The organism is Pseudomonas sp. GW822-FHT06D10, assembly GCF_058799535.1.
In genome coordinates, this window is sequence record NZ_JBXALN010000007.1 from 314,285 (window position 1) to 334,849 (window position 20,565).

General features: G+C 55.3%; 30 protein-coding genes. All 30 read right to left on the bottom strand.

Going from position 1 to position 20,565, the window contains the following annotated elements; all coding sequences use genetic code 11:
* Positions 1–14: 14 nt before the first annotated feature.
* The 30 genes from rpsK to rpoC all read right to left on the bottom strand — a co-directional run bounded on the left by rpsK (position 15) and on the right by rpoC (position 20,519).
* Positions 15–404, bottom strand: coding sequence for a 30S ribosomal protein S11 (gene rpsK / locus AC1RL5_RS24180; RefSeq protein ID WP_007924177.1), 390 nt, complete (start codon positions 402–404; stop codon positions 15–17).
* Between the two features lie 30 nt (positions 405–434).
* Positions 435–791 (bottom strand): 30S ribosomal protein S13, encoded by a 357-nt coding sequence (gene rpsM / locus AC1RL5_RS24185; protein WP_003186020.1) that lies wholly within the window; start codon positions 789–791, stop codon positions 435–437.
* Positions 792–921: 130 nt separating this feature from the next.
* On the bottom strand, positions 922–1,038 hold the full coding sequence (gene rpmJ, locus AC1RL5_RS24190) for a 50S ribosomal protein L36 (protein WP_002555468.1): 117 nt from the start codon (positions 1,036–1,038) through the stop codon (positions 922–924).
* Positions 1,039–1,062: 24 nt separating this feature from the next.
* Positions 1,063–2,391 carry a preprotein translocase subunit SecY gene (gene secY / locus AC1RL5_RS24195; RefSeq protein WP_003210064.1) on the bottom strand — a complete coding sequence of 443 codons (1,329 nt, stop codon included), beginning with the start codon at positions 2,389–2,391 and terminating at the stop codon, positions 1,063–1,065.
* Entirely contained in the window at positions 2,392–2,826 is a 435-nt protein-coding gene (gene rplO, locus AC1RL5_RS24200; protein ID WP_007924183.1) for a 50S ribosomal protein L15, read from the bottom strand. It lies immediately after the preceding gene.
* Between the two features lie 3 nt (positions 2,827–2,829).
* Positions 2,830–3,006: a 50S ribosomal protein L30 gene (rpmD, locus tag AC1RL5_RS24205; protein WP_003176408.1), complete on the bottom strand. Its 177-nt coding sequence runs from the start codon at positions 3,004–3,006 to the stop codon at positions 2,830–2,832.
* A 2-nt stretch (positions 3,007–3,008) separates the two neighbouring features.
* Positions 3,009–3,509: a 30S ribosomal protein S5 gene (gene rpsE, locus AC1RL5_RS24210; RefSeq protein ID WP_007924184.1), complete on the bottom strand. Its 501-nt coding sequence runs from the start codon at positions 3,507–3,509 to the stop codon at positions 3,009–3,011.
* Between the two features lie 3 nt (positions 3,510–3,512).
* Positions 3,513–3,863, bottom strand: a complete 351-nt coding sequence (rplR, locus tag AC1RL5_RS24215) for a 50S ribosomal protein L18 (RefSeq protein WP_003186037.1) — start codon at positions 3,861–3,863, stop codon at positions 3,513–3,515.
* Positions 3,864–3,873: 10 nt separating this feature from the next.
* Positions 3,874–4,407, bottom strand: a complete 534-nt coding sequence (rplF, locus tag AC1RL5_RS24220) for a 50S ribosomal protein L6 (RefSeq protein ID WP_007924185.1) — start codon at positions 4,405–4,407, stop codon at positions 3,874–3,876.
* Positions 4,408–4,419: 12 nt separating this feature from the next.
* On the bottom strand, positions 4,420–4,812 hold the full coding sequence (rpsH, locus tag AC1RL5_RS24225; RefSeq protein ID WP_011063773.1) for a 30S ribosomal protein S8: 393 nt from the start codon (positions 4,810–4,812) through the stop codon (positions 4,420–4,422).
* A 207-nt stretch (positions 4,813–5,019) separates the two neighbouring features.
* Positions 5,020–5,325 (bottom strand): 30S ribosomal protein S14, encoded by a 306-nt coding sequence (gene rpsN / locus AC1RL5_RS24230; protein WP_003228726.1) that lies wholly within the window; start codon positions 5,323–5,325, stop codon positions 5,020–5,022.
* A 13-nt stretch (positions 5,326–5,338) separates the two neighbouring features.
* Positions 5,339–5,878 carry a 50S ribosomal protein L5 gene (rplE, locus tag AC1RL5_RS24235; RefSeq protein ID WP_003210069.1) on the bottom strand — a complete coding sequence of 180 codons (540 nt, stop codon included), beginning with the start codon at positions 5,876–5,878 and terminating at the stop codon, positions 5,339–5,341.
* A gap of 20 nt (positions 5,879–5,898) precedes the next feature.
* Positions 5,899–6,213, bottom strand: a complete 315-nt coding sequence (rplX, locus tag AC1RL5_RS24240; RefSeq protein ID WP_010443924.1) for a 50S ribosomal protein L24 — start codon at positions 6,211–6,213, stop codon at positions 5,899–5,901.
* An 11-nt stretch (positions 6,214–6,224) separates the two neighbouring features.
* A complete protein-coding gene (rplN, locus tag AC1RL5_RS24245) occupies positions 6,225–6,593 on the bottom strand; it encodes a 50S ribosomal protein L14 (RefSeq protein WP_011063774.1) in 369 nt (122 codons plus the stop codon).
* A gap of 23 nt (positions 6,594–6,616) precedes the next feature.
* Positions 6,617–6,883: a 30S ribosomal protein S17 gene (gene rpsQ / locus AC1RL5_RS24250; protein WP_003194644.1), complete on the bottom strand. Its 267-nt coding sequence runs from the start codon at positions 6,881–6,883 to the stop codon at positions 6,617–6,619.
* 2 nt (positions 6,884–6,885) lie between these two features.
* Positions 6,886–7,077: a 50S ribosomal protein L29 gene (rpmC, locus tag AC1RL5_RS24255; protein ID WP_002555481.1), complete on the bottom strand. Its 192-nt coding sequence runs from the start codon at positions 7,075–7,077 to the stop codon at positions 6,886–6,888.
* Entirely contained in the window at positions 7,077–7,490 is a 414-nt protein-coding gene (gene rplP, locus AC1RL5_RS24260; RefSeq protein WP_003228729.1) for a 50S ribosomal protein L16, read from the bottom strand. Before rplP ends, rpmC begins: the two co-directional genes overlap by 1 nt.
* A 12-nt stretch (positions 7,491–7,502) precedes the next feature.
* Positions 7,503–8,189 carry a 30S ribosomal protein S3 gene (gene rpsC, locus AC1RL5_RS24265; RefSeq protein WP_007924192.1) on the bottom strand — a complete coding sequence of 229 codons (687 nt, stop codon included), beginning with the start codon at positions 8,187–8,189 and terminating at the stop codon, positions 7,503–7,505.
* Between the two features lie 13 nt (positions 8,190–8,202).
* Positions 8,203–8,535: a 50S ribosomal protein L22 gene (gene rplV, locus AC1RL5_RS24270; protein ID WP_003103908.1), complete on the bottom strand. Its 333-nt coding sequence runs from the start codon at positions 8,533–8,535 to the stop codon at positions 8,203–8,205.
* Positions 8,536–8,548: 13 nt separating this feature from the next.
* Complete coding sequence (gene rpsS / locus AC1RL5_RS24275; protein WP_002555486.1) at positions 8,549–8,824, bottom strand: 30S ribosomal protein S19; 276 nt, start codon at positions 8,822–8,824, stop codon at positions 8,549–8,551.
* A 16-nt stretch (positions 8,825–8,840) separates the two neighbouring features.
* The gene (gene rplB, locus AC1RL5_RS24280; protein WP_011063775.1) at positions 8,841–9,665 is read right to left on the bottom strand and encodes a 50S ribosomal protein L2; all 825 of its coding nucleotides are present in this window, start codon (positions 9,663–9,665) and stop codon (positions 8,841–8,843) included.
* Positions 9,666–9,679: 14 nt separating this feature from the next.
* A complete protein-coding gene (gene rplW / locus AC1RL5_RS24285; RefSeq protein WP_002555488.1) occupies positions 9,680–9,979 on the bottom strand; it encodes a 50S ribosomal protein L23 in 300 nt (99 codons plus the stop codon).
* Positions 9,976–10,578, bottom strand: a complete 603-nt coding sequence (gene rplD, locus AC1RL5_RS24290; protein ID WP_007924200.1) for a 50S ribosomal protein L4 — start codon at positions 10,576–10,578, stop codon at positions 9,976–9,978. Before rplD ends, rplW begins: the two co-directional genes overlap by 4 nt.
* A 12-nt stretch (positions 10,579–10,590) precedes the next feature.
* Positions 10,591–11,226, bottom strand: coding sequence for a 50S ribosomal protein L3 (rplC, locus tag AC1RL5_RS24295; RefSeq protein WP_007924205.1), 636 nt, complete (start codon positions 11,224–11,226; stop codon positions 10,591–10,593).
* Positions 11,227–11,306: 80 nt separating this feature from the next.
* Positions 11,307–11,618 carry a 30S ribosomal protein S10 gene (gene rpsJ, locus AC1RL5_RS24300; protein ID WP_003186070.1) on the bottom strand — a complete coding sequence of 104 codons (312 nt, stop codon included), beginning with the start codon at positions 11,616–11,618 and terminating at the stop codon, positions 11,307–11,309.
* Between the two features lie 140 nt (positions 11,619–11,758).
* The gene (tuf, locus tag AC1RL5_RS24305; RefSeq protein ID WP_011063776.1) at positions 11,759–12,952 is read right to left on the bottom strand and encodes an elongation factor Tu; all 1,194 of its coding nucleotides are present in this window, start codon (positions 12,950–12,952) and stop codon (positions 11,759–11,761) included.
* 34 nt (positions 12,953–12,986) lie between these two features.
* Positions 12,987–15,134, bottom strand: a complete 2,148-nt coding sequence (gene fusA, locus AC1RL5_RS24310) for an elongation factor G (RefSeq protein ID WP_011063777.1) — start codon at positions 15,132–15,134, stop codon at positions 12,987–12,989.
* A 30-nt stretch (positions 15,135–15,164) separates the two neighbouring features.
* Positions 15,165–15,635 (bottom strand): 30S ribosomal protein S7, encoded by a 471-nt coding sequence (gene rpsG, locus AC1RL5_RS24315; protein WP_007925959.1) that lies wholly within the window; start codon positions 15,633–15,635, stop codon positions 15,165–15,167.
* A 111-nt stretch (positions 15,636–15,746) separates the two neighbouring features.
* Complete coding sequence (rpsL, locus tag AC1RL5_RS24320) at positions 15,747–16,118, bottom strand: 30S ribosomal protein S12 (protein WP_003186084.1); 372 nt, start codon at positions 16,116–16,118, stop codon at positions 15,747–15,749.
* A gap of 201 nt (positions 16,119–16,319) precedes the next feature.
* A complete protein-coding gene (gene rpoC / locus AC1RL5_RS24325) occupies positions 16,320–20,519 on the bottom strand; it encodes a DNA-directed RNA polymerase subunit beta' (protein ID WP_011063778.1) in 4,200 nt (1,399 codons plus the stop codon).
* Between the last annotated feature and the right edge of the window lie 46 nt (positions 20,520–20,565).

Here is a 20,565-nt window from a genome sequence, read left to right on the forward strand (position 1 = left end):
TACAATCTCCTGGATTACACGCGGCGCTTCTTCGGCGGACGGCACCCGTTGTGCGGGATTGGCGTCACGTCGGTGATGCTGGCGATCTTGTAGCCACAGCCGTTCAAAGCGCGGACTGCGGATTCACGACCTGGACCTGGACCCTTGACGTTGACGTCGAGGTTTTTCAGGCCATATTCCAGCGCAGCTTGACCAGCACGCTCAGCAGCTACTTGAGCAGCGAACGGGGTGGACTTGCGAGAACCGCGGAAACCCGAACCACCGGAGGTTGCCCAGGAAAGAGCGTTACCTTGACGGTCGGTGATGGTCACGATGGTGTTGTTGAAAGACGCGTGGATGTGGGCGATGCCATCAACCACTGTCTTTTTAATCTTTTTACGAGGACGAGCAGCAGGTTTTGCCATGACTAAATTCCTGTCGATTCGCTGGTGCGATTACTTGCGGATCGGCTTACGCGGACCTTTGCGAGTACGCGCGTTGGTCTTGGTACGCTGACCGCGCACTGGAAGACCACGACGATGGCGCAGACCGCGGTAGCAGCCCAGATCCATCAAGCGTTTGATTTTCATGTTGATTTCGCGACGCAGGTCACCTTCAGTGGTGAACTTCGCCACTTCGCCACGCAGCTGTTCAATTTGCTCGTCGCTCAGATCCTTGATCTTCGCAGCTGGGTTGACCCCAGTCACCGCGCAGATTTTCTGCGCAGTAGTGCGACCAACACCATAGATGTAGGTCAGCGAGATAACAGTATGCTTGTTATCTGGAATGTTAACGCCTGCAATACGGGCCATTCAGTGGGACTCCAATTGACAGCTACCTACGCCCCGGAAGCCAAGAAATAGGGCGCGAGATAATATCGCTGTAATAACAAATAATCAACCCGGCAGCGCACTAGCTGCCGGGCTTGAAGCACAATCACACTCAGCCTTGGCGCTGTTTGTGACGCGGTTCCGCGCTGCAAATTACTCGAACAACACCTTCGCGGCGAATAATCTTGCAGTTACGGCACAGCTTTTTCACCGATGCACGAACTTTCATCACCAACTCCTCGAACCTTATGGATTAGCGCAGCATGCCGCTGCCGTAACCCTTCAGGTTGGCTTTCTTCATCAGGGATTCGTACTGGTGGGAAACGAGGTGCGATTGTACTTGCGACATAAAGTCCATAACAACCACGACCACGATCAGCAACGAGGTCCCGCCAAGGTAGAACGGAACGTTTGCAGCAACCACCAGGAACTGGGGCAACAGGCAGACGGCCGTCATATATAGAGCACCGAACATGGTCAAACGAGTCAGAACGCCATCAATGTAGCGCGCCGACTGCTCACCTGGACGGATGCCCGGAATAAAGGCACCGGACTTCTTCAGGTTTTCCGCTACGTCTTTCGGATTGAACATCAACGCCGTATAGAAGAAGCAGAAGAAAATAATCCCTGCACTAAACAGCAGAATATTCAACGGCTGACCAGGAGCGATCGACTGCGAGATGTCCTGCAACCAGCCCATACCTTCAGACTGACCGAACCAGGCACCCAACGAAGCCGGAAACAGCAAAATGCTGCTCGCGAAGATAGCAGGAATAACACCGGCCATATTCACTTTCAGCGGCAAGTGGCTGGTCTGCGCAGCAAATACCTTGCGGCCCTGCTGACGCTTGGCGTAATGAACAGCAATACGACGCTGACCACGCTCAATGAACACCACAAAACCGATAATCGCTACTGCCAGCAAACCGATCGCAACCAGGGCAAAAATGTTGATATCACCCTGACGTGCAGACTCGAAAGACTGCCCGATCGCTCTCGGAAGACCGGCGACGATACCTGCGAAAATCAACATCGAGATACCGTTGCCAACACCACGCTCAGTAATCTGCTCACCCAGCCACATCATGAACATCGCACCAGCCACAAAAGTGGATACCGCGACGAAATGGAAGCCAAAGTCACCAGTGAACGCAACACCCTGACCCGCCAAGCCAACGGACATGCCGATAGCTTGAACCAGGGCCAGGATGACAGTGCCGTAGCGGGTGTACTGGCTGATCTTGCGACGGCCAGCTTCACCTTCCTTCTTCAACTGCTCCAACTGCGGGCTGACGGCTGTCATCAGCTGCATGATGATCGATGCCGAGATATACGGCATGATCCCCAGTGCAAAGATGCTCATCCGTTCCAGCGCGCCGCCGGAAAACATGTTGAACAAGCTAAGAATGGTCCCCTCATTCTGTCGAAACAGGTCCGCGAGTCGGTCAGGGTTGATACCTGGAACCGGGATGTGTGCGCCTATTCGGTAGACGATAATCGCCAAGAACAGAAAACGCAGACGAGCCCAAAGTTCAGACATACCGCCTTTGCCGAGCGCAGAGAGAGCACCTTGCTTAGCCATTTATTCCTCGAACTTGCCGCCAGCTGCTTCGATAGCCGCACGCGCACCTTTGGTGGCTGCGATACCCTTGATGGTCACAGCGCGAGTAACTTCGCCGGACAGCATGATTTTCACACGCTGAACGTTTTGGTTAATCACGTTGGCATCTTTCAGGGACTGCACGGTGACGATGTCGCCTTCTACTTTAGCCAGCTCGGACAGACGCACTTCTGCGCGATCCATGGCCTTCAGGGAAACGAAACCGAACTTCGGCAGGCGACGATGCAGCGGCTGTTGACCGCCTTCAAAGCCTGGAGCAATGGTGCCACCGGAGCGGGAAGTCTGACCTTTGTGACCACGGCCACCAGTCTTACCCAAACCACTACCGATACCACGGCCCGGACGATGCTTTTCGCGACGGGAACCCGGCGCTGGACTCAGATCATTGAGTTTCATCGATTAACCCTCGACACGCAGCATGTAGTAAGCCTTGTTGATCATCCCGCGATTCTCGGGAGTATCCTGGACTTCTACAGTGTGACCGATGCGACGCAGACCCAGACCCTTAACGCACAGTTTGTGGTTAGGGATACGGCCGGTCATGCTTTTGATCAGCGTTACTTTTACGGTAGCCATGATCAGATGATCTCCTGGACGCTTTTGCCACGCTTGGCGGCAATGGATTCAGGGGACTGCATTGCTTTCAAACCCTTGAAAGTGGCGTGAACCACGTTTACTGGGTTAGTCGAGCCGTAGCACTTGGCCAGAACGTTCTGAACGCCAGCTACCTCGAGGACAGCACGCATAGCGCCGCCAGCGATGATACCGGTACCTTCAGAAGCAGGCTGCATGTACACCTTGGAAGCGCCGTGAGCGGACTTCATTGCGTACTGCAGAGTGGTGCCGTTCAGGTCAACTTGGATCATGTTGCGGCGAGCAGCTTCCATTGCCTTCTGGATCGCAGCAGGCACTTCACGCGACTTGCCACGGCCGAAGCCAACACGGCCCTTACCATCACCAACCACGGTCAACGCGGTGAAAGTGAAGATACGGCCGCCTTTTACGGTTTTGGCTACGCGGTTAACTTGAACCAGCTTCTCGATGTAGCCTTCGTCGCGCTTTTGGTCGTTATTTGACATAACTTAGAACTCCAGCCCAGCTTCACGAGCAGCATCAGCCAGCGCCTTGACGCGGCCGTGGTACTTGAAGCCAGAGCGGTCGAAAGCCACCTGCGAGACGCCAGCGGCTTTCGCACGCGTAGCGACCAGCTGGCCAACCTTAGTGGCCGCGTCGATGTTGCCAGTGGCGCCATCACGCAGTTCTTTATCCAAAGTCGAGGCACTTGCCAGGACTTTGTTGCCGTCGGCCGAAATGACCTGGGCGTAGATGTGCTGCGAAGAGCGGAACACGCAGAGACGCACGACTTCGAGTTCGTGCATTTTCAGGCGTGCTTTGCGAGCGCGACGCAGTCGAGTAACTTTTTTGTCGGTCATTTGCTATGCCCTACTTCTTCTTGGCTTCTTTACGACGGACGACTTCGTCCGCGTAGCGCACACCTTTGCCTTTGTAAGGCTCTGGTGGACGGAAGTCGCGGATCTCAGCGGCCACTTGACCTACCAGCTGCTTATCGATGCCCTTGATCAGGATATCGGTCTGGCTAGGAGTCTCAGCGGTGATGCCTTCCGGCAGTTCGTAATCCACTGGATGCGAGAAGCCGAGGGCCAGGTTCAGCACTGTGCCTTTTGCCTGTGCCTTGTAACCAACACCGACCAGCTGGAGCTTGCGCTCGAAGCCTTGGCTTACGCCTTGGACCATGTTGTTTACCAGAGCACGAGTGGTACCGGCCATTGCGCGAGTTTGTTGGTCGCCGTTGCGAGCAGCGAAACGCAGCTCACCAGCTTCCTGAACAATTTCAACGGACGAGTGTACGTTCAGTTCGAGAGTGCCCTTGGCACCCTTCACCGAAAGCTGTTGGCCGGCGAATTTGACTTCGACACCAGCTGGCAGCTTAACGGGGTTCTTAGCGACGCGAGACATGCTTATCCCCCCTTAGAACACAGTGCAAAGAACTTCGCCGCCGACACCGGCAGCGCGCGCAGCACGATCAGTCATCACACCTTTGTTGGTGGAGACGATAGACACGCCAAGACCGCCACGTACTTTCGGCAGTTCTTCAACGGACTTGTACTGACGCAGGCCTGGACGGCTAACGCGCTTCACTTCTTCGATGACCGGACGGCCTTCGAAGTACTTCAGCTCGATGGACAGCAGAGGTTTGATTTCGCTGCTGATCTGATAACCCGCGATGTAACCTTCGTCCTTCAGGACTTTTGCTACAGCCACCTTCAGCGTGGAAGACGGCATGCTTACGACGGACTTTTCAGCCATCTGGGCATTACGGATTCGAGTTAGCATGTCCGCTAACGGGTCCTGCATACTCATGGGCTAGATGCTCCTGATACAAAAAGAATTAGCCTTGCGGCTACAACTGTCGCCGAGAAATTCCGGGCAAAAAACACGGGCTCAGGCGAGCCGGTCATTCTAGACACACCCCAGAAATGAATCAAGCCCCAAAAGGGGCTTGATTCACGTTCAAGGCCACCGGTGATCGGGATCTTGCGAGCCCGAACACCGAGACTTTGATAGCTATTACCAGCTGGCTTTAACCAGACCCGGTACGTCACCACGCATTGCGGCTTCACGCAGCTTGTTACGGCCCAGGCCGAACTTGCGGTAAACGCCGTGCGGACGACCAGTCAGGCGGCAGCGGTTACGCATGCGCGAAGCGCTTGCATCACGTGGCTGCTTCTGCAGAGCTACGGTAGCTTCCCAACGAGCTTCTGGACTTGCGTTCAGATCCACGATGATAGCTTTCAGCGCTGCACGCTTGGTGGCGTATTTGGCAACGGTGAGCTGACGCTTCAGCTCACGGTTCTTCATGCTCTTCTTGGCCATTTTCCTACTCCAATCAGTTGCGGAACGGGAATTTGAAAGCACGCAGCAGAGCGCGGCCTTCATCATCGTTCTTAGCAGTGGTGGTCAGGGTAATGTCCAGACCGCGGAGAGCATCGATCTTGTCGTAATCGATTTCCGGGAAAATGATCTGCTCTTTAACGCCCATGCTGTAGTTGCCACGACCGTCGAAGGACTTGGCATTCAGGCCGCGGAAGTCGCGAACCCGAGGCAGGGAGATCGACAGCAGACGATCCAGGAACTCGTACATACGCTCACGGCGCAGGGTCACTTTGACGCCGATCGGCCATCCTTCGCGGACTTTGAAGCCAGCGATGGATTTACGAGCGTAGGTCACAACGACTTTCTGGCCGGTGATCTTTTCCAGGTCAGCAACAGCATGCTCGATGACTTTTTTGTCGCCGATTGCTTCGCCCAGACCCATGTTCAGGGTGATTTTGGTAACGCGCGGAACTTCCATCACGTTCGAAAGCTTAAGTTCTTCCTTAAGTTTCGGAGCGATTTCCTTCCGGTAAATCTCTTTTAGTCGTGCCATGGTCTTCTACCTAGCAGTGTTCAAGCATCAACCGCTTTTTGGGTCGACTTGAAGACACGAATTTTTTTGCCGTCTTCTACTTTGAAACCAACGCGGTCAGCCTTGTTGGTTTCGCTGTTGAAAATGGCGACGTTGGAAGCGTGCAGTGGCGCTTCTTTCTCGACGATACCGCCCTGTACGCCCGACATCGGGTTAGGCTTGGTATGACGCTTGACCAGGTTCAGGCCACCGACGACCAGACGGTCGTCAGCCAGAACCTTAAGCACCTTACCGCGCTTACCTTTGTCTTTGCCGGCGATCACGATGATCTCGTCGTCACGACGAATCTTTTGCATGTCGGATCTCCTTACAGCACTTCTGGGGCGAGCGAGACGATCTTCATGAACTTCTCGTTGCGAAGTTCACGGGTCACTGGCCCAAAGATACGGGTGCCGATCGGCTCTTGCTTGTTGTTCAACAGAACAGCAGCGTTGCCATCAAAGCGGATGATGGAGCCGTCTGCACGACGAACACCATGGCGAGTGCGGACTACAACAGCAGTCATCACTTGGCCTTTTTTCACCTTACCGCGAGGAATTGCTTCCTTGACGGTAACTTTGATGATGTCACCGATACCAGCGTAACGACGATGGGAGCCACCCAGCACCTTGATGCACATAACGCGGCGAGCGCCGCTGTTATCGGCCACATCGAGCATGGATTGAGTCTGAATCATATAATTTCTCCGACCCCTAGCCCTTAGACTTCCACAGCGCGTTCGAGAACATCAACCAGGGCCCAAGACTTGGTCTTGGCCATCGGACGAGTTTCACGAATAGTGACTTTGTCGCCGATGTGGCACTGGTTGGTTTCGTCGTGCGCGTGCAGCTTAGTCGAACGCTTAACGTATTTACCGTAGATAGGGTGCTTAACGCGACGCTCGATCAGAACGGTGATGGTCTTGTCCATCTTGTCGCTGACAACACGGCCAGTCAGCGTACGGACAGTTTTTTCGGCTTCAGCCATGATTACTTACCTGCCTGCTGGTTGAGCACAGTCTTCACGCGAGCGATGTCACGCTTAACTTGCGAGAGCAGATGAGACTGCCCCAACTGGCCAGTTGCTTTCTGCATACGCAGATTGAACTGGTCGCGCAGCAGGCCGAGCAGTTGCTCGTTCAGCTGCTGTGCGGATTTTTCACGAAGTTCATTCGCTTTCATCACATCACCGTCCGTTTAACAAAGGAGGTGGCGAGCGGCAGCTTTGCAGCAGCCAGGGCGAAAGCCTCACGCGCCAGCTCTTCAGAAACACCCTCGATTTCATACAGGACTTTGCCTGGCTGAATCTGGGCTACCCAGTATTCGACGTTACCCTTACCTTTACCCATCCGAACTTCGAGAGGCTTTTTGGAAATAGGCTTGTCCGGGAATACACGGATCCAGATCTTGCCACCACGTTTTACGTGACGGGTCAGAGCACGACGCGCTGACTCGATCTGACGAGCGGTGAGACGACCACGAGCAACAGACTTCAGCGCGAACTCGCCGAAGCTGACTTTGCTACCGCGCAATGCCAGACCACGGTTGTGGCCGGTCATTTGCTTGCGGAACTTCGTACGCTTTGGTTGCAACATTTGGCGTACCCCTTACTTAGCAGCTTTTTTACGAGGCGCAGGTGCTTGCGGCTTCAGCTCTTCTTGGCGACCACCAATTACTTCGCCTTTGAAGATCCAAACCTTCACACCGATCACACCGTAAGTGGTGTGAGCTTCGTAGGTGGCATAGTCGATATCGGCACGCAGGGTGTGCAGTGGCACACGACCTTCGCGATACCATTCAGTACGTGCGATTTCAGCACCGCCGAGACGACCGCTCACTTGGATTTTGATGCCTTTGGCACCAATGCGCATGGCGTTCTGTACGGCGCGCTTCATAGCACGACGGAACATTACGCGACGCTCCAGCTGCTGAGCTACGCTCTGCGCAACCAGCATACCGTCGAGCTCCGGCTTGCGGATCTCTTCGATATTGATGTGCACAGGCACACCCATTTGCTTGGTCAGGTCCTGACGCAGCTTCTCAACATCTTCACCTTTCTTGCCGATCACGATGCCGGGACGAGCGGTGTGGATGGTGATGCGTGCAGTTTGAGCCGGACGATGGATATCGATACGGCTTACGGACGCGCTTTTTAGTTTGTCTTGGAGATACTCACGCACATTCAGATCTGCGAGCAAATAGTCCGCATAAGTCCGACCGTCTGCGTACCAGACGGAGGTGTGCTCCTTGACGATTCCCAGGCGAATGCCAATGGGATGTACTTTCTGACCCATCTCTTCGACTCCGTTACTTGTCAGCAACCTTGACAGTGATATGGCAAGACCGCTTGACGATGCGATCAGCACGGCCTTTGGCACGTGGCATGATGCGCTTCAGCGAACGCCCTTCGTTGACGAAAACGGTGGAGACCTTCAGGTCATCAACGTCTGCGCCTTCGTTATGCTCGGCGTTGGCTACGGCCGACTCCAGCACTTTCTTCATGATCTCGGCGGCTTTCTTACTGCTGAAAGCCAACAGGTTGAGCGCTTCGCCCACCTTCTTCCCGCGGATCTGGTCGGCGACCAAGCGGGCTTTCTGGGCGGAGATTCGAGCGCCCGACAACTTAGCGGCTACTTCCATCATTCCTTACCCCTTAACGCTTGGCTTTCTTGTCAGCCACGTGCCCGCGATATGTACGGGTACCGGCGAACTCGCCCAGTTTGTGGCCGACCATGTCTTCGTTCACGAGAACTGGAACATGCTGACGACCGTTATGCACAGCAATGGTCAGACCGACCATTTGTGGCAGGATCATGGAACGGCGCGACCAGGTCTTAACTGGTTTGCGATCGTTCTTTTCCGCCGCCACTTCGATCTTCTTCAGTAGGTGAAGATCAATAAAAGGACCTTTTTTCAGAGAACGTGGCACTGTCGTATCCCTCTATTTACTTGCGACGACGGACGATCATTTTGTCGGTACGCTTATTACCACGAGTCTTCGCGCCCTTAGTCGGGAAGCCCCATGGCGATACCGGATGACGACCACCAGAGGTACGACCTTCACCACCACCATGTGGGTGGTCAACCGGGTTCATGGCAACACCACGAACGGTTGGGCGAACGCCACGCCAGCGTTTGGCACCAGCTTTACCCAGCGAACGCAGACTGTGCTCGGAGTTCGAGACTTCGCCCAGGGTCGCGCGGCATTCAGCCAGCACTTTACGCATCTCACCAGAACGCAGACGCAGGGTCACGTAGACACCTTCACGAGCGACCAGCTGAGCCGAAGCGCCAGCCGAACGAGCGATTTGCGCGCCTTTACCTGGCTTCAGTTCGATGCCGTGTACGGTGCTACCAACTGGAATGTTGCGCAGTTGCAGAGCGTTGCCCGGCTTGATCGGTGCCAGAGCACCTGCGATCAGCTGGTCGCCAGCGCTCACGCCTTTAGGGGCGATGATGTAGCGACGCTCGCCATCTGCGTACAGCAGCAGAGCGATGTGAGCAGTACGGTTTGGATCGTATTCGATACGCTCGACAGTGGCAGCGATGCCATCTTTGTCGTTGCGACGGAAGTCGACCAGACGGTAATGCTGCTTATGACCACCACCAACGTGACGAGTGGTAATGCGGCCATTGTTGTTACGACCACCAGACTTCGATTTCTTCTCGAGCAGCGGTGCGTGAGGAGCGCCTTTATGCAGCTCCTGGTTGACCACCTTGACCACAAAACGGCGGCCAGGGGAAGTCGGTTTGCATTTAACGATTGCCATGATGCACCCCTTCCTTACTCAGCACTGCTGCTGAAATCGAGATCTTGGCCTGGCTGAAGGGAGATAACTGCCTTCTTCCAGTCATTACGCTTGCCCAGACCGCGAGCGGTACGCTTGCTCTTACCCAGAACGTTCAGGGTAGTAACGCGTTCCACTTTCACGCTGAACAGGCTTTCGACGGCCTTCTTGATTTCCAGCTTGGTTGCGTCAGTAGCAACCTTGAAAACGAACTGGCCTTTCTTGTCTGCCAGAACCGTAGCCTTCTCGGAAACGTGCGGGCCAAGCAGAACTTTAAATACGCGTTCCTGGTTCATCCCAGCAGCTCCTCGAATTTCTTCACGGCCGACACAGTGATCAACACTTTGTCGTATGCGATCAGACTAACTGGATCGGAACCTTGCACGTCACGAACATCAACGTGTGGCAGGTTACGAGCAGCCAGGTACAGGTTCTGATCAACAGCGTCCGACACGATCAGAACGTCGGTCAGGCTCATGTTGTTCAGCTTGCCCAGCAGATCTTTGGTTTTCGGAGTTTCAACAGCGAAATCCTGAACCACGACCAGACGATCAGTACGCACCAGCTCAGCAAGGATGGAACGCATTGCTGCGCGATACATCTTCTTGTTCAGCTTCTGGGAGTGATCCTGAGGACGAGCTGCGAAAGTGGTACCGCCGCCACGCCAGATTGGGCTACGGATAGTACCGGCACGAGCACGGCCAGTACCTTTCTGACGCCATGGGCGCTTGCCGCCACCGGAAACGTCGGAACGGGTCTTTTGCTGCTTGCTACCTTGACGGCCGCCGGCCATGTAGGCCACGACTGCTTGGTGAACCAGCGTCTCGTTGAATTCGCCGCCAAATGTCAGTTCGGAAACTTCGATCGCTTGAGCGTCATTTACATTTAATTGCATGTCAGCTTCCCCTTAACCGCGAGCCTTGGCCGCCGGACGTACAACCAGGTTGCCGCCAGTAGCGCCAGGAACAGCACCCTTGACCAACAAGAGATTGCGTTCAGCGTCGACGCGCACTACTTCCAGGGACTGCACGGTCACGCGCTCAGCGCCCATATGACCGGACATTTTTTTGCCCTTGAATACACGACCAGGAGTCTGGCACTGGCCAATAGAGCCCGGGACGCGGTGGGAAACGGAGTTACCGTGGGTGTTATCTTGACCGCGGAAATTCCAACGCTTGATGGTACCGGCGAAGCCTTTACCTTTCGACTGACCGGTAACGTCTACCAGTTGGCCAGCAGCGAAGATTTCTGCATTGATCAGATCGCCAGCTTGGTACTCGCCTTCTTCAAGACGGAATTCCCAAACGCCACGACCGGCAGCAACGTTCGCTTTAGCGAAGTGACCTGCTTGAGCAGCAGTCACGCGCGAAGCACGACGCTCACCTACAGTGACCTGCACTGCACGATAGCCATCGGTTTCTTCAGTTTTGAACTGGGTGACGCGATTCGGCTCGATCTCAATGACCGTGACCGGAATGGAGACACCTTCTTCGGTGAAAATACGGGTCATACCGCATTTACGACCGACTACACCAATAGTCATGTTGTAAACCTCATGAGTGTACGGGGCTTTCACCCGCTATGGCCGCCCATTTCAGAGCGTTACACGACTAAGACCGAGTCTTAGCCGAGGCTGATCTGCACTTCCACACCTGCCGCAAGATCAAGCTTCATAAGAGCATCAACGGTTTTATCCGTTGGCTGGACGATGTCCAGTACGCGCTTATGAGTACGGATCTCGTACTGGTCACGCGCGTCTTTGTTGACGTGCGGGGAGACCAGAACGGTGAACCGCTCTTTACGGGTAGGCAGTGGAATTGGACCACGCACTTGAGCACCAGTACGTTTCGCGGTTTCCACGATTTCCTGGGTGGATTGGTCGATCAGGCGATGGTCGAAAGCCTTCAACCTGATACGGATTTGCTGATTTTGCATTGGATTTCAGACTCCAGGCTGCTATTCCCACCGGGCGCAATACGCCCGTTAAAAGGAGGCGCAATTCTATAGACGGCCCCACAGAGTGTCAACCCAATAAAAAAGCCCCCGCAAGCGGGGGCCTCTTCATGAGTCGTCGATTACTCGATGACTTTGGCTACGACGCCAGCGCCGACGGTACGACCGCCTTCACGGATAGCGAAACGCAGACCATCTTCCATCGCGATGGTTTTGATCAGAGTGACAGTCATCTGGATGTTGTCACCTGGCATTACCATTTCAACGCCTTCTGGCAGCTCGCAGTTACCAGTCACGTCAGTAGTACGGAAGTAGAACTGTGGACGGTAGCCTTTGAAGAACGGAGTATGACGGCCGCCTTCTTCCTTGCTCAGAACGTAAACTTCAGCGGTGAACTTGGTGTGCGGCTTAACGGTGCCTGGCTTAACCAGAACCTGGCCACGCTCAACGTCGTCACGCTTGGTACCACGCAGCAGAACGCCGCAGTTCTCGCCAGCACGACCTTCGTCGAGCAGCTTGCGGAACATTTCAACGCCGGTGCAGGTAGTTTTCTGAGTGTCGCGCAGACCAACGATCTCAACTTCTTCCTGAATGCGAACGATACCACGCTCAACACGGCCAGTTACCACGGTGCCACGGCCGGAGATCGAGAATACGTCTTCGATTGGCATCAGGAACGGCTTGTCGATTGCACGCTCTGGCTCTGGGATGTAGGTATCCAGAGTTTCTACCAGACGCTTAACAGCGGTGGTACCCATTTCGTTGTCGTCTTGGCCGTTCAGAGCCATCAGAGCCGAACCGATGATGATCGGAGTGTCGTCACCTGGGAAGTCGTAAGTGCTCAGCAGATCGCGCACTTCCATCTCAACCAGTTCCAGCAGCTCAGCGTCGTCAACCATGTCAGCCTTGTTCAGGAAGACAACGATGTACGGAACGCCTACCTGACGGGACAGCAGGATGTGCTCACGAGTTTGCGGCATCGGACCATCGGCAGCCGAGCAAACCAGGATCGCGCCGTCCATCTGGGCAGCACCAGTGATCATGTTTTTGACGTAGTCGGCGTGACCTGGGCAGTCAACGTGCGCGTAGTGACGAATGTTCGAGTCGTACTCTACGTGCGCAGTGTTGATGGTGATACCACGAGCCTTTTCTTCTGGGGCGCTGTCGATCTTGTCGAAGTCAACACGAGCCGAACCGAAAACTTCGGAGCAAACGCGAGTCAGAGCAGCGGTCAGAGTGGTTTTACCGTGGTCAACGTGACCGATAGTGCCAACGTTGACGTGCGGTTTGTTACGTTCAAATTTTTCTTTAGCCACGACAATTAACTCCTAGCCTAAAGGGGAGACTGAATCAGCCTTGTTTTTTAACGAGAGCTTCGACGATGTTCGACGGAGCTTCGGCGTATTTGGAGAATTCCATGGAGTAGCTCGCGCGACCCTGAGACATGGAACGAACGTCAGTTGCATAACCGAACATTTCACCCAGTGGCACTTCAGCACGGATAACCTTGCCGGACACCGAGTCATCCATACCCTGAATCAGACCACGACGACGGTTCAGGTCACCCATCACGTCACCCATGTAGTCCTCTGGGGTTACAACTTCAACCTTCATGATCGGCTCGAGCACAACGCCGCCACCCTTCTGGGCCAGCTGCTTGGTCGCCATGGAGGCTGCCACCTTGAACGCCATCTCGTTGGAGTCGACGTCGTGGTAGGAACCATCAAACACGGTAGCCTTCAGGCCGATCAGCGGATAACCGGCAACGACGCCGTTCTTCATCTGCTCTTCGATACCCTTCTGGATAGCCGGGATGTATTCCTTAGGAACCACACCACCAACAACTTCGTTGGTGAAGACCAGACCTTCGGTGATGTTGCCGTTCGCATCGACGTCTGGCTCCGAGAAACGGATCCAGCAGTGACCGAACTGACCGCGACCGCCGGACTGACGAACGAACTTGCCTTCGATCTCGACGTTGCTCTTGCTGATCTTCTCGCGGTACGAAACCTGCGGCTTGCCGATGTTGGCTTCGACGTTGAACTCGCGCTTCATACGGTCAACGAGGATGTCCAGGTGCAGCTCACCCATACCGGAGATGATGGTCTGGCCAGTCTCTTCGTCGGTCTTGACGCGGAACGACGGGTCTTCCTGAGCCAGCTTGCCCAGTGCAATACCCATCTTTTCCTGGTCCTGCTTGGTTTTCGGCTCTACCGCTACCGAAATTACAGGCTCAGGGAAGTCCATACGCTCAAGAATGATCTGCTTGTCGAGATCGCACAGAGTGTCACCAGTGGTGACGTCCTTCATGCCGATCAGAGCAGCGATGTCGCCTGCACGTACTTCTTTGATCTCTTCACGCTGGTTGGCGTGCATCTGCACCATACGACCAACGCGCTCTTTCTTGCCCTTGACCGAGTTGATCACGGAGTCGCCCGAGCTCAGGAAGCCCGAGTAAACGCGCACGAAAGTCAGAGTACCAACGAACGGGTCGGTAGCAATCTTGAATGCCAGAGCCGAGAACGGTTCAGCATCGTCAGCATGACGCTCGTCGTAGTCAGCCTCTACCAGCTCATCCTTCGGCTTCTCGATGAGATCCGGATGGATACCCTTGATCGCCGGGATCTCGGTAGGAGCAGGCAGGAAGTCGATAACGGCATCGAGAACCAGGGGAACGCCCTTGTTCTTGAACGACGAACCGCAGACGGCCGGAACGATCTCGCTAGCCAGGGTGCGCGCACGCAGACCGGCCTTGATCTCTTCGACAGTCAGGTCACCTTCTTCAAGGTACTTGTTCATCAGCTCTTCGTTGGCTTCAGCAGCAGCTTCAACCATGTTGGAGCGCCACTCGTTAGCCAGGTCCAGCATATCGGCAGGAATTTCTTCCTCGCGATAGGTAGTACCCTTGTCGTCGTCGTTCCAGTAGATAGCCTTCATCTTGATCAGATCAACCTGACCTTCGAAGTTATCTTCAGCACCGATAGCCAGCTGGACCGGAACCGGGGTATGACCCAGGCGGTTCTTGATCTGACCAACAACGCGCAGGAAGTTGGCACCGGCACGGTCCATCTTGTTCACGTAAACAACACGTGGAACACCGTACTTGTTGGCTTGACGCCATACGGTTTCAGACTGAGGCTCAACACCGGAAGTACCGCAGAACACAACGACCGCGCCGTCGAGTACACGCAGGGAGCGCTCTACTTCAATGGTGAAGTCAACGTGGCCAGGGGTATCGATAACGTTTACACGATAGTTATCGTATTGGCCGCGCGAACCTTTCCAGAAGGTAGTTACAGCAGCGGAGGTAATGGTAATACCGCGCTCCTGCTCCTGCACCATCCAGTCGGTGGTCGCAGCGCCGTCATGCACCTCACCCATCTTGTGGCTGAGACCTGTGTAGAACAGGATCCGCTCGGTAGTGGTAGTCTTGCCCGCGTCAACGTGAGCACAGATACCGATGTTACGGTAGCGGTTGATTGCTGTAGTACGAGCCATAAAGCCCTCGCAAAATGAATGATGCCGATATTAGAAGCGGTAGTGCGAGAAAGCCTTGTTGGCTTCAGCCATACGGTGAACGTCTTCACGCTTCTTAACTGCAGCACCTTTGCCTTCGGCAGCGTCCAGCAGTTCGCCAGCCAAACGCAGAGCCATAGACTTCTCGCCGCGCTTGCGGGCGAAGTCTACCAACCAGCGCATTGCCAGAGCGTTACGACGGGACGGACGAACTTCGACCGGAACCTGGTAAGTAGCACCGCCTACACGGCGCGACTTCACTTCGACCAGCGGAGCGATGGCGTCGAGAGCTTTCTCGAAGATTTCCAGGGGATCGCTGTTCTTGCGCTCTTTAACTTTTTCCAGCGCGCCATAAACGATACGCTCGGCAACGGCTTTCTTGCCGCTTTCCATTACGTGGTTCATGAACTTGGCGAGGATCTGGCTTCCGTATTTCGGATCGTCCAGAATCTCACGTTTGGCTGCTACGCGACGTCTTGGCATTGATAAGCCCTCAAACGGTCTTCAGGTTAGCTCGGGACAGTTGATCCAATGGACGCGTGCCCGACCTTACTCTTATCGACTCAATATAATTAAAAACTGCAAAACGACCGATTACTTCGGACGCTTGGTACCGTACTTCGAACGACCTTGGTTACGACCTTTAACGCCGGAGGTATCCAGGGAGCCGCGAACGGTGTGGTAACGAACACCTGGCAAGTCTTTTACACGGCCGCCGCGAATCAGTACGACGCTGTGCTCTTGCAGGTTGTGGCCTTCACCGCCGATGTACGAGGAAACCTCGAAACCGTTGGTCAGACGCACACGGCACACTTTACGCAGTGCCGAGTTAGGTTTTTTCGGCGTAGTGGTATACACGCGAGTGCACACGCCACGACGTTGCGGGCAGTTCTGCAGCGCAGGCACGTCGGATTTCTCGACGATACGCTTACGCGGCTGACGTACCAGCTGGTTGATAGTTGCCATCTACTAGCTCCACTGTTGTCTTTCGACATAAACAAAATGGCAGAGCAGGAGCTCCACCAAATTTAGGGGTACAAGAGTCTAAAGAGGATCTTGCCCCCAGTCAAGGCAAGGCCCCGGCCTCCCCGATCAGCGAACCTCGACAAGAAGTGTCTTGATTCTCAATCGAAAAAGCCGGGGCCCCGTCTCAATCTACTGCAGACCTCAATTACCGCTGGAGTTCAGCGCTTCAGTCAGTGCTGCTTCGACTTCGCTTGCGCTTACGCGCAGCGGCTTGTCTGCATCACGACGACGCTTACGCTCGCTGTGGTACGCCAGGCCAGTACCGGCCGGGATCAGACGACCCACGACCACGTTTTCTTTCAGGCCACGCAGGTAGTCGCGCTTGCCAGTTACCGCCGCTTCGGTCAGTACACGGGTGGTCTCTTGGAAAGAGGCCGCCGAGATGAACGATTCGGTGGACAAGGACGCCTTGGTGATACCCAGCAGTACGCGGGTGAACTTGGCGACGAACTTGTCTTCGGTGCTCAGACGCTCGTTTTCTACCAGTACGTGAGTCAGTTCCATCTGGTCGCCCTTGATGAAGCTGGAGTCGCCGGACTCGGCGATTTCAACCTTACGCAGCATCTGACGCAGGATGGTCTCGATGTGCTTGTCGTTGATCTTCACGCCTTGCAGACGGTAAACGTCCTGGATCTCGTTGACGATGTACTTGGCCAGTGCACTGACACCCAGCAGACGCAGGATATCGTGTGGATCGCTCGGACCGTCGGAGATAACTTCGCCGCGGTTCACTTGTTCGCCTTCGAAGACGTTCAGGTGACGCCACTTCGGAATCAGCTCTTCATACGGATCGCTACCGTCGTTCGGGGTAATGACCAGACGGCGCTTGCCCTTGGTCTCTTTACCGAATGCGATGGTGCCGCTGACTTCAGCCAGAATCGACGCTTCCTTCGGACGACGAGCTTCGAACAGGTCGGCAACACGCGGCAGACCACCGGTGATGTCACGGGTCTTCGAAGTTTCTTGCGGAATACGAGCGATAACATCACCGATCGCAATCTGCGCACCGTCGGCAACACCGACCAGGGCGTTAGCCGGCAGGAAGTACTGTGCCGGTACGTCGGTACCTGGCAGCAGCAGATCCTTGCCATCCATACCCACCATCTTCACAGCAGGACGGATGTCCTTGCCGGCAGCTGGACGGTCTTTGACGTCAAGCACTTCAATGTTGGTCATACCGGTCAATTCGTCAGTCTGACGCTTGATCGTGATGCCTTCTTCCATGCCCACGTAGGTCACGGTACCTTTCATTTCGGTAACGATCGGGTGAGTGTGCGGATCCCACTTGGCCACGATAGCGCCAGCGTCGACCTTGTCACCTTCTTTAACCGAAATCACAGCACCGTACGGCAGCTTGTAACGCTCGCGCTCACGACCGAAGTCATCAGCGATTGCCAGCTCACCGGAACGGGACACAGCAACCAGGTGACCATCCACACGCTCAACGTGCTTCAGGTTGTGCAGACGGACGGTACCGCCATTCTTCACCTGAACGCTGTCGGCTGCGGAAGTACGGCTTGCCGCACCACCAATGTGGAACGTACGCATGGTCAGCTGGGTACCCGGCTCACCGATGGATTGGGCAGCGATAACGCCGACCGCCTCACCAATGTTCACCTGGTGACCACGAGCCAGGTCACGGCCGTAGCACTTGGCGCAGATGCCATAGCGGGTTTCGCAACTGATCGGCGAACGCACGATCACTTCGTCGATGCTGTTGAGCTCGATGAATTCAACCCACTTTTCGTCTACCAGGGTGCCGGCAGGAACGATGACGTCCTCGGTACCCGGCTTGAATACGTCACGGGCGATAACACGACCCAATACGCGCTCACCCAGTGGCTCTACAACGTCGCCGCCTTCAATGTGCGGAGTCATCAGCAGGCCGTGTTCGGTGCCGCAATCGATCTCGGTTACAACCAGATCCTGCGCAACGTCCACCAGACGACGAGTCAGGTAACCGGAGTTCGCAGTTTTCAACGCGGTATCCGCCAGACCTTTACGAGCACCGTGAGTCGAGATGAAGTACTGGAGTACGCTCAGACCTTCACGGAAGTTCGCAGTAATCGGCGTTTCGATGATGGAGCCGTCCGGCTTGGCCATCAGACCACGCATACCGGCCAGCTGACGGATCTGTGCTGCGGAACCCCGCGCACCCGAGTCAGCCATCATGTACATCGAGTTGAACGATTCTTGCTCGACTTCGTCGCCATTGCGGTCGATGACCTTCTCTTTCGAGAGGTTGGCCATCATCGCCTTGGATACTTCGTCGTTGGCCTTCGACCAAAGGTCGATCACTTTGTTGTACTTCTCGCCCTGGGTTACCAGGCCGGAGGCGTACTGGCTCTCGATTTCTTTCACTTCGTCGGTGGCAGCACCGATGATTCGAGCTTTTTCATCCGGGATAACGAAGTCGTTAACACCGATGGAAACGCCGGAAATGGTCGAGTAAGCGAAACCGGTGTACATCAACTGGTCAGCGAAGATCACGGTCTCTTTCAGACCAACCACGCGGTAGCACTGGTTGATCAGCTTGGAGATCGCCTTCTTCTTCATCGGCAGGTTGACGACGTCGAACGACAGGCCCTTCGGCACAACCTGGAACAGCAGAGCACGGCCGACAGTGGTGTCGACGATACGGGTGGCGCTCACGCTGCCGCCATCACGATCATTGACGGTTTCGCTGATGCGAACCTTGATCTTGGCGTGCAGAGCAGCTTCGCCGGCACGGAATACGCGGTCGACTTCCTGCAGGTCCGCGAACACACGACCTTCGCCCTTGGCGTTGATCGCTTCACGGGTCATGTAGTACAGACCCAATACAACGTCCTGCGACGGAACGATGATTGGCTCACCGTTGGCTGGCGACAGAATGTTGTTGGTCGACATCATCAACGCACGCGCTTCCAACTGGGCTTCCAGTGTCAGCGGTACGTGCACGGCCATTTGGTCGCCGTCGAAGTCGGCGTTGTACGCAGCACAGACCAGAGGGTGCAGCTGGATAGCCTTACCTTCGATCAGTACCGGTTCAAACGCCTGGATACCCAGACGGTGAAGGGTCGGTGCACGGTTGAGGAGAACCGGGTGTTCACGGATCACTTCAGCGAGAACGTCCCAAACCTCTGGCAGTTCGCGCTCGACCATCTTCTTGGCGGCTTTGATGGTGGTGGCCAGGCCACGCATTTCCAACTTGCCGAAGATGAACGGTTTGAACAGCTCGAGAGCCATCTTCTTCGGCAGACCGCACTGGTGCAGACGCAGGGTCGGACCTACGGTAATTACCGAACGACCGGAGTAGTCAACACGCTTACCGAGCAAGTTCTGACGGAAACGACCTTGCTTACCCTTGATCATGTCAGCCAGGGATTTCAGAGGACGCTTGTTGGAACCGGTGATAGCGCGGCCACGACGACCGTTGTCGAGCAGTGCATCGACAGCTTCCTGCAACATACGCTTTTCGTTGCGCACGATGATGTCCGGAGCGGACAGATCCAGCAGGCGCTTCAAACGGTTGTTACGGTTGATCACTCGACGATACAGATCGTTGAGGTCGGAAGTCGCGAAACGACCGCCATCCAGCGGGACCAGTGGACGCAGATCTGGCGGCAGAACCGGCAGAACGGTCAGCACCATCCACTCTGGCAGGTTGCCGGAACCCTGGAAGGCTTCCATCAACTTCAGACGCTTGGACAGCTTCTTGATCTTGGTTTCCGAGTTGGTTTGCGGAATCTCTTCACGCAGACGGCCAATCTCGTGCTCCAGGTCGATAGCGTGCAGCAGCTCGCGGACAGCCTCGGCACCCATGCGGGCGTCGAAGTCATCGCCGAACTCTTCCAGCGCTTCGAAGTACTGCTCATCGTTCAGCAGCTGACCTTTTTCAAGTGTGGTCATGCCTGGATCGATAACGACATAGCTCTCGAAGTAGAGAACGCGCTCGATATCACGCAGAGTCATGTCCATCAGCAAGCCGATACGGGACGGCAGTGATTTCAGGAACCAGATGTGGGCAACCGGCGAAGCCAGTTCGATGTGCGCCATGCGCTCACGACGAACCTTGGCCAGTGCAACTTCAACGCCGCACTTCTCGCAGATCACGCCGCGATGCTTCAAGCGCTTGTACTTACCGCACAGGCACTCGTAATCCTTTACCGGGCCAAAGATCTTGGCGCAGAACAGGCCGTCACGCTCAGGCTTGAACGTACGGTAGTTGATGGTTTCCGGCTTTTTAACTTCACCGAACGACCACGAACGGATCATCTCAGGCGAGGCCAATCCGATACGGATGGCGTCGAACTCTTCGACTTGACCCTGGTTTTTCAGCAAATTCAGTAGGTCTTTCAAGGCCTTTCCTCCTGGCGGAGCAGAGAGCGGGCAATCCTGCCCCGCT

Coding starts and splice junctions, on each gene's coding strand:
- rplV (WP_003103908.1), bottom strand. CDS start 8,535: ATGGAAGTAGCCGCTAAGTTGTCGGGCGCTCGAATCTCCGCCCAGAAA.
- rpsL (WP_003186084.1), bottom strand. CDS start 16,118: ATGGCAACTATCAACCAGCTGGTACGTCAGCCGCGTAAGCGTATCGTC.
- fusA (WP_011063777.1), bottom strand. CDS start 15,134: ATGGCTCGTACTACAGCAATCAACCGCTACCGTAACATCGGTATCTGT.
- rpsC (WP_007924192.1), bottom strand. CDS start 8,189: ATGGGTCAGAAAGTACATCCCATTGGCATTCGCCTGGGAATCGTCAAG.
- rpsH (WP_011063773.1), bottom strand. CDS start 4,812: ATGAGTATGCAGGACCCGTTAGCGGACATGCTAACTCGAATCCGTAAT.
- rplW (WP_002555488.1), bottom strand. CDS start 9,979: ATGAACCAGGAACGCGTATTTAAAGTTCTGCTTGGCCCGCACGTTTCC.
- rpsG (WP_007925959.1), bottom strand. CDS start 15,635: ATGCCAAGACGTCGCGTAGCAGCCAAACGTGAGATTCTGGACGATCCG.
- rplP (WP_003228729.1), bottom strand. CDS start 7,490: ATGTTGCAACCAAAGCGTACGAAGTTCCGCAAGCAAATGACCGGCCAC.
- rpsE (WP_007924184.1), bottom strand. CDS start 3,509: ATGTCAAATAACGACCAAAAGCGCGACGAAGGCTACATCGAGAAGCTG.
- rplR (WP_003186037.1), bottom strand. CDS start 3,863: ATGACCGACAAAAAAGTTACTCGACTGCGTCGCGCTCGCAAAGCACGC.
- rpmC (WP_002555481.1), bottom strand. CDS start 7,077: ATGAAAGCGAATGAACTTCGTGAAAAATCCGCACAGCAGCTGAACGAG.
- rplB (WP_011063775.1), bottom strand. CDS start 9,665: ATGGCAATCGTTAAATGCAAACCGACTTCCCCTGGCCGCCGTTTTGTG.
- rpmJ (WP_002555468.1), bottom strand. CDS start 1,038: ATGAAAGTTCGTGCATCGGTGAAAAAGCTGTGCCGTAACTGCAAGATT.
- rplO (WP_007924183.1), bottom strand. CDS start 2,826: ATGAAACTCAATGATCTGAGTCCAGCGCCGGGTTCCCGTCGCGAAAAG.
- rplD (WP_007924200.1), bottom strand. CDS start 10,578: ATGCAATTAAATGTAAATGACGCTCAAGCGATCGAAGTTTCCGAACTG.
- rplN (WP_011063774.1), bottom strand. CDS start 6,593: ATGATTCAGACTCAATCCATGCTCGATGTGGCCGATAACAGCGGCGCT.
- rplX (WP_010443924.1), bottom strand. CDS start 6,213: ATGCAAAAGATTCGTCGTGACGACGAGATCATCGTGATCGCCGGCAAA.
- rplC (WP_007924205.1), bottom strand. CDS start 11,226: ATGACTATTGGTGTAGTCGGTCGTAAATGCGGTATGACCCGTATTTTC.
- secY (WP_003210064.1), bottom strand. CDS start 2,391: ATGGCTAAGCAAGGTGCTCTCTCTGCGCTCGGCAAAGGCGGTATGTCT.
- rpmD (WP_003176408.1), bottom strand. CDS start 3,006: ATGGCTACCGTAAAAGTAACGCTGATCAAAAGCATGACCGGCCGTATC.
- rpsM (WP_003186020.1), bottom strand. CDS start 791: ATGGCCCGTATTGCAGGCGTTAACATTCCAGATAACAAGCATACTGTT.
- rplE (WP_003210069.1), bottom strand. CDS start 5,878: ATGGCACGACTAAAAGAGATTTACCGGAAGGAAATCGCTCCGAAACTT.
- rpsJ (WP_003186070.1), bottom strand. CDS start 11,618: ATGCAAAATCAGCAAATCCGTATCAGGTTGAAGGCTTTCGACCATCGC.
- rpsK (WP_007924177.1), bottom strand. CDS start 404: ATGGCAAAACCTGCTGCTCGTCCTCGTAAAAAGATTAAAAAGACAGTG.
- rplF (WP_007924185.1), bottom strand. CDS start 4,407: ATGTCTCGCGTCGCTAAGAACCCCGTTAAGCTGCCAGCTGGTGTCGAA.
- rpsN (WP_003228726.1), bottom strand. CDS start 5,325: ATGGCCAAGAAGAGCATGAAGAACCGTGAGCTGAAGCGTCAGCTCACC.
- rpsQ (WP_003194644.1), bottom strand. CDS start 6,883: ATGGCTGAAGCCGAAAAAACTGTCCGTACGCTGACTGGCCGTGTTGTC.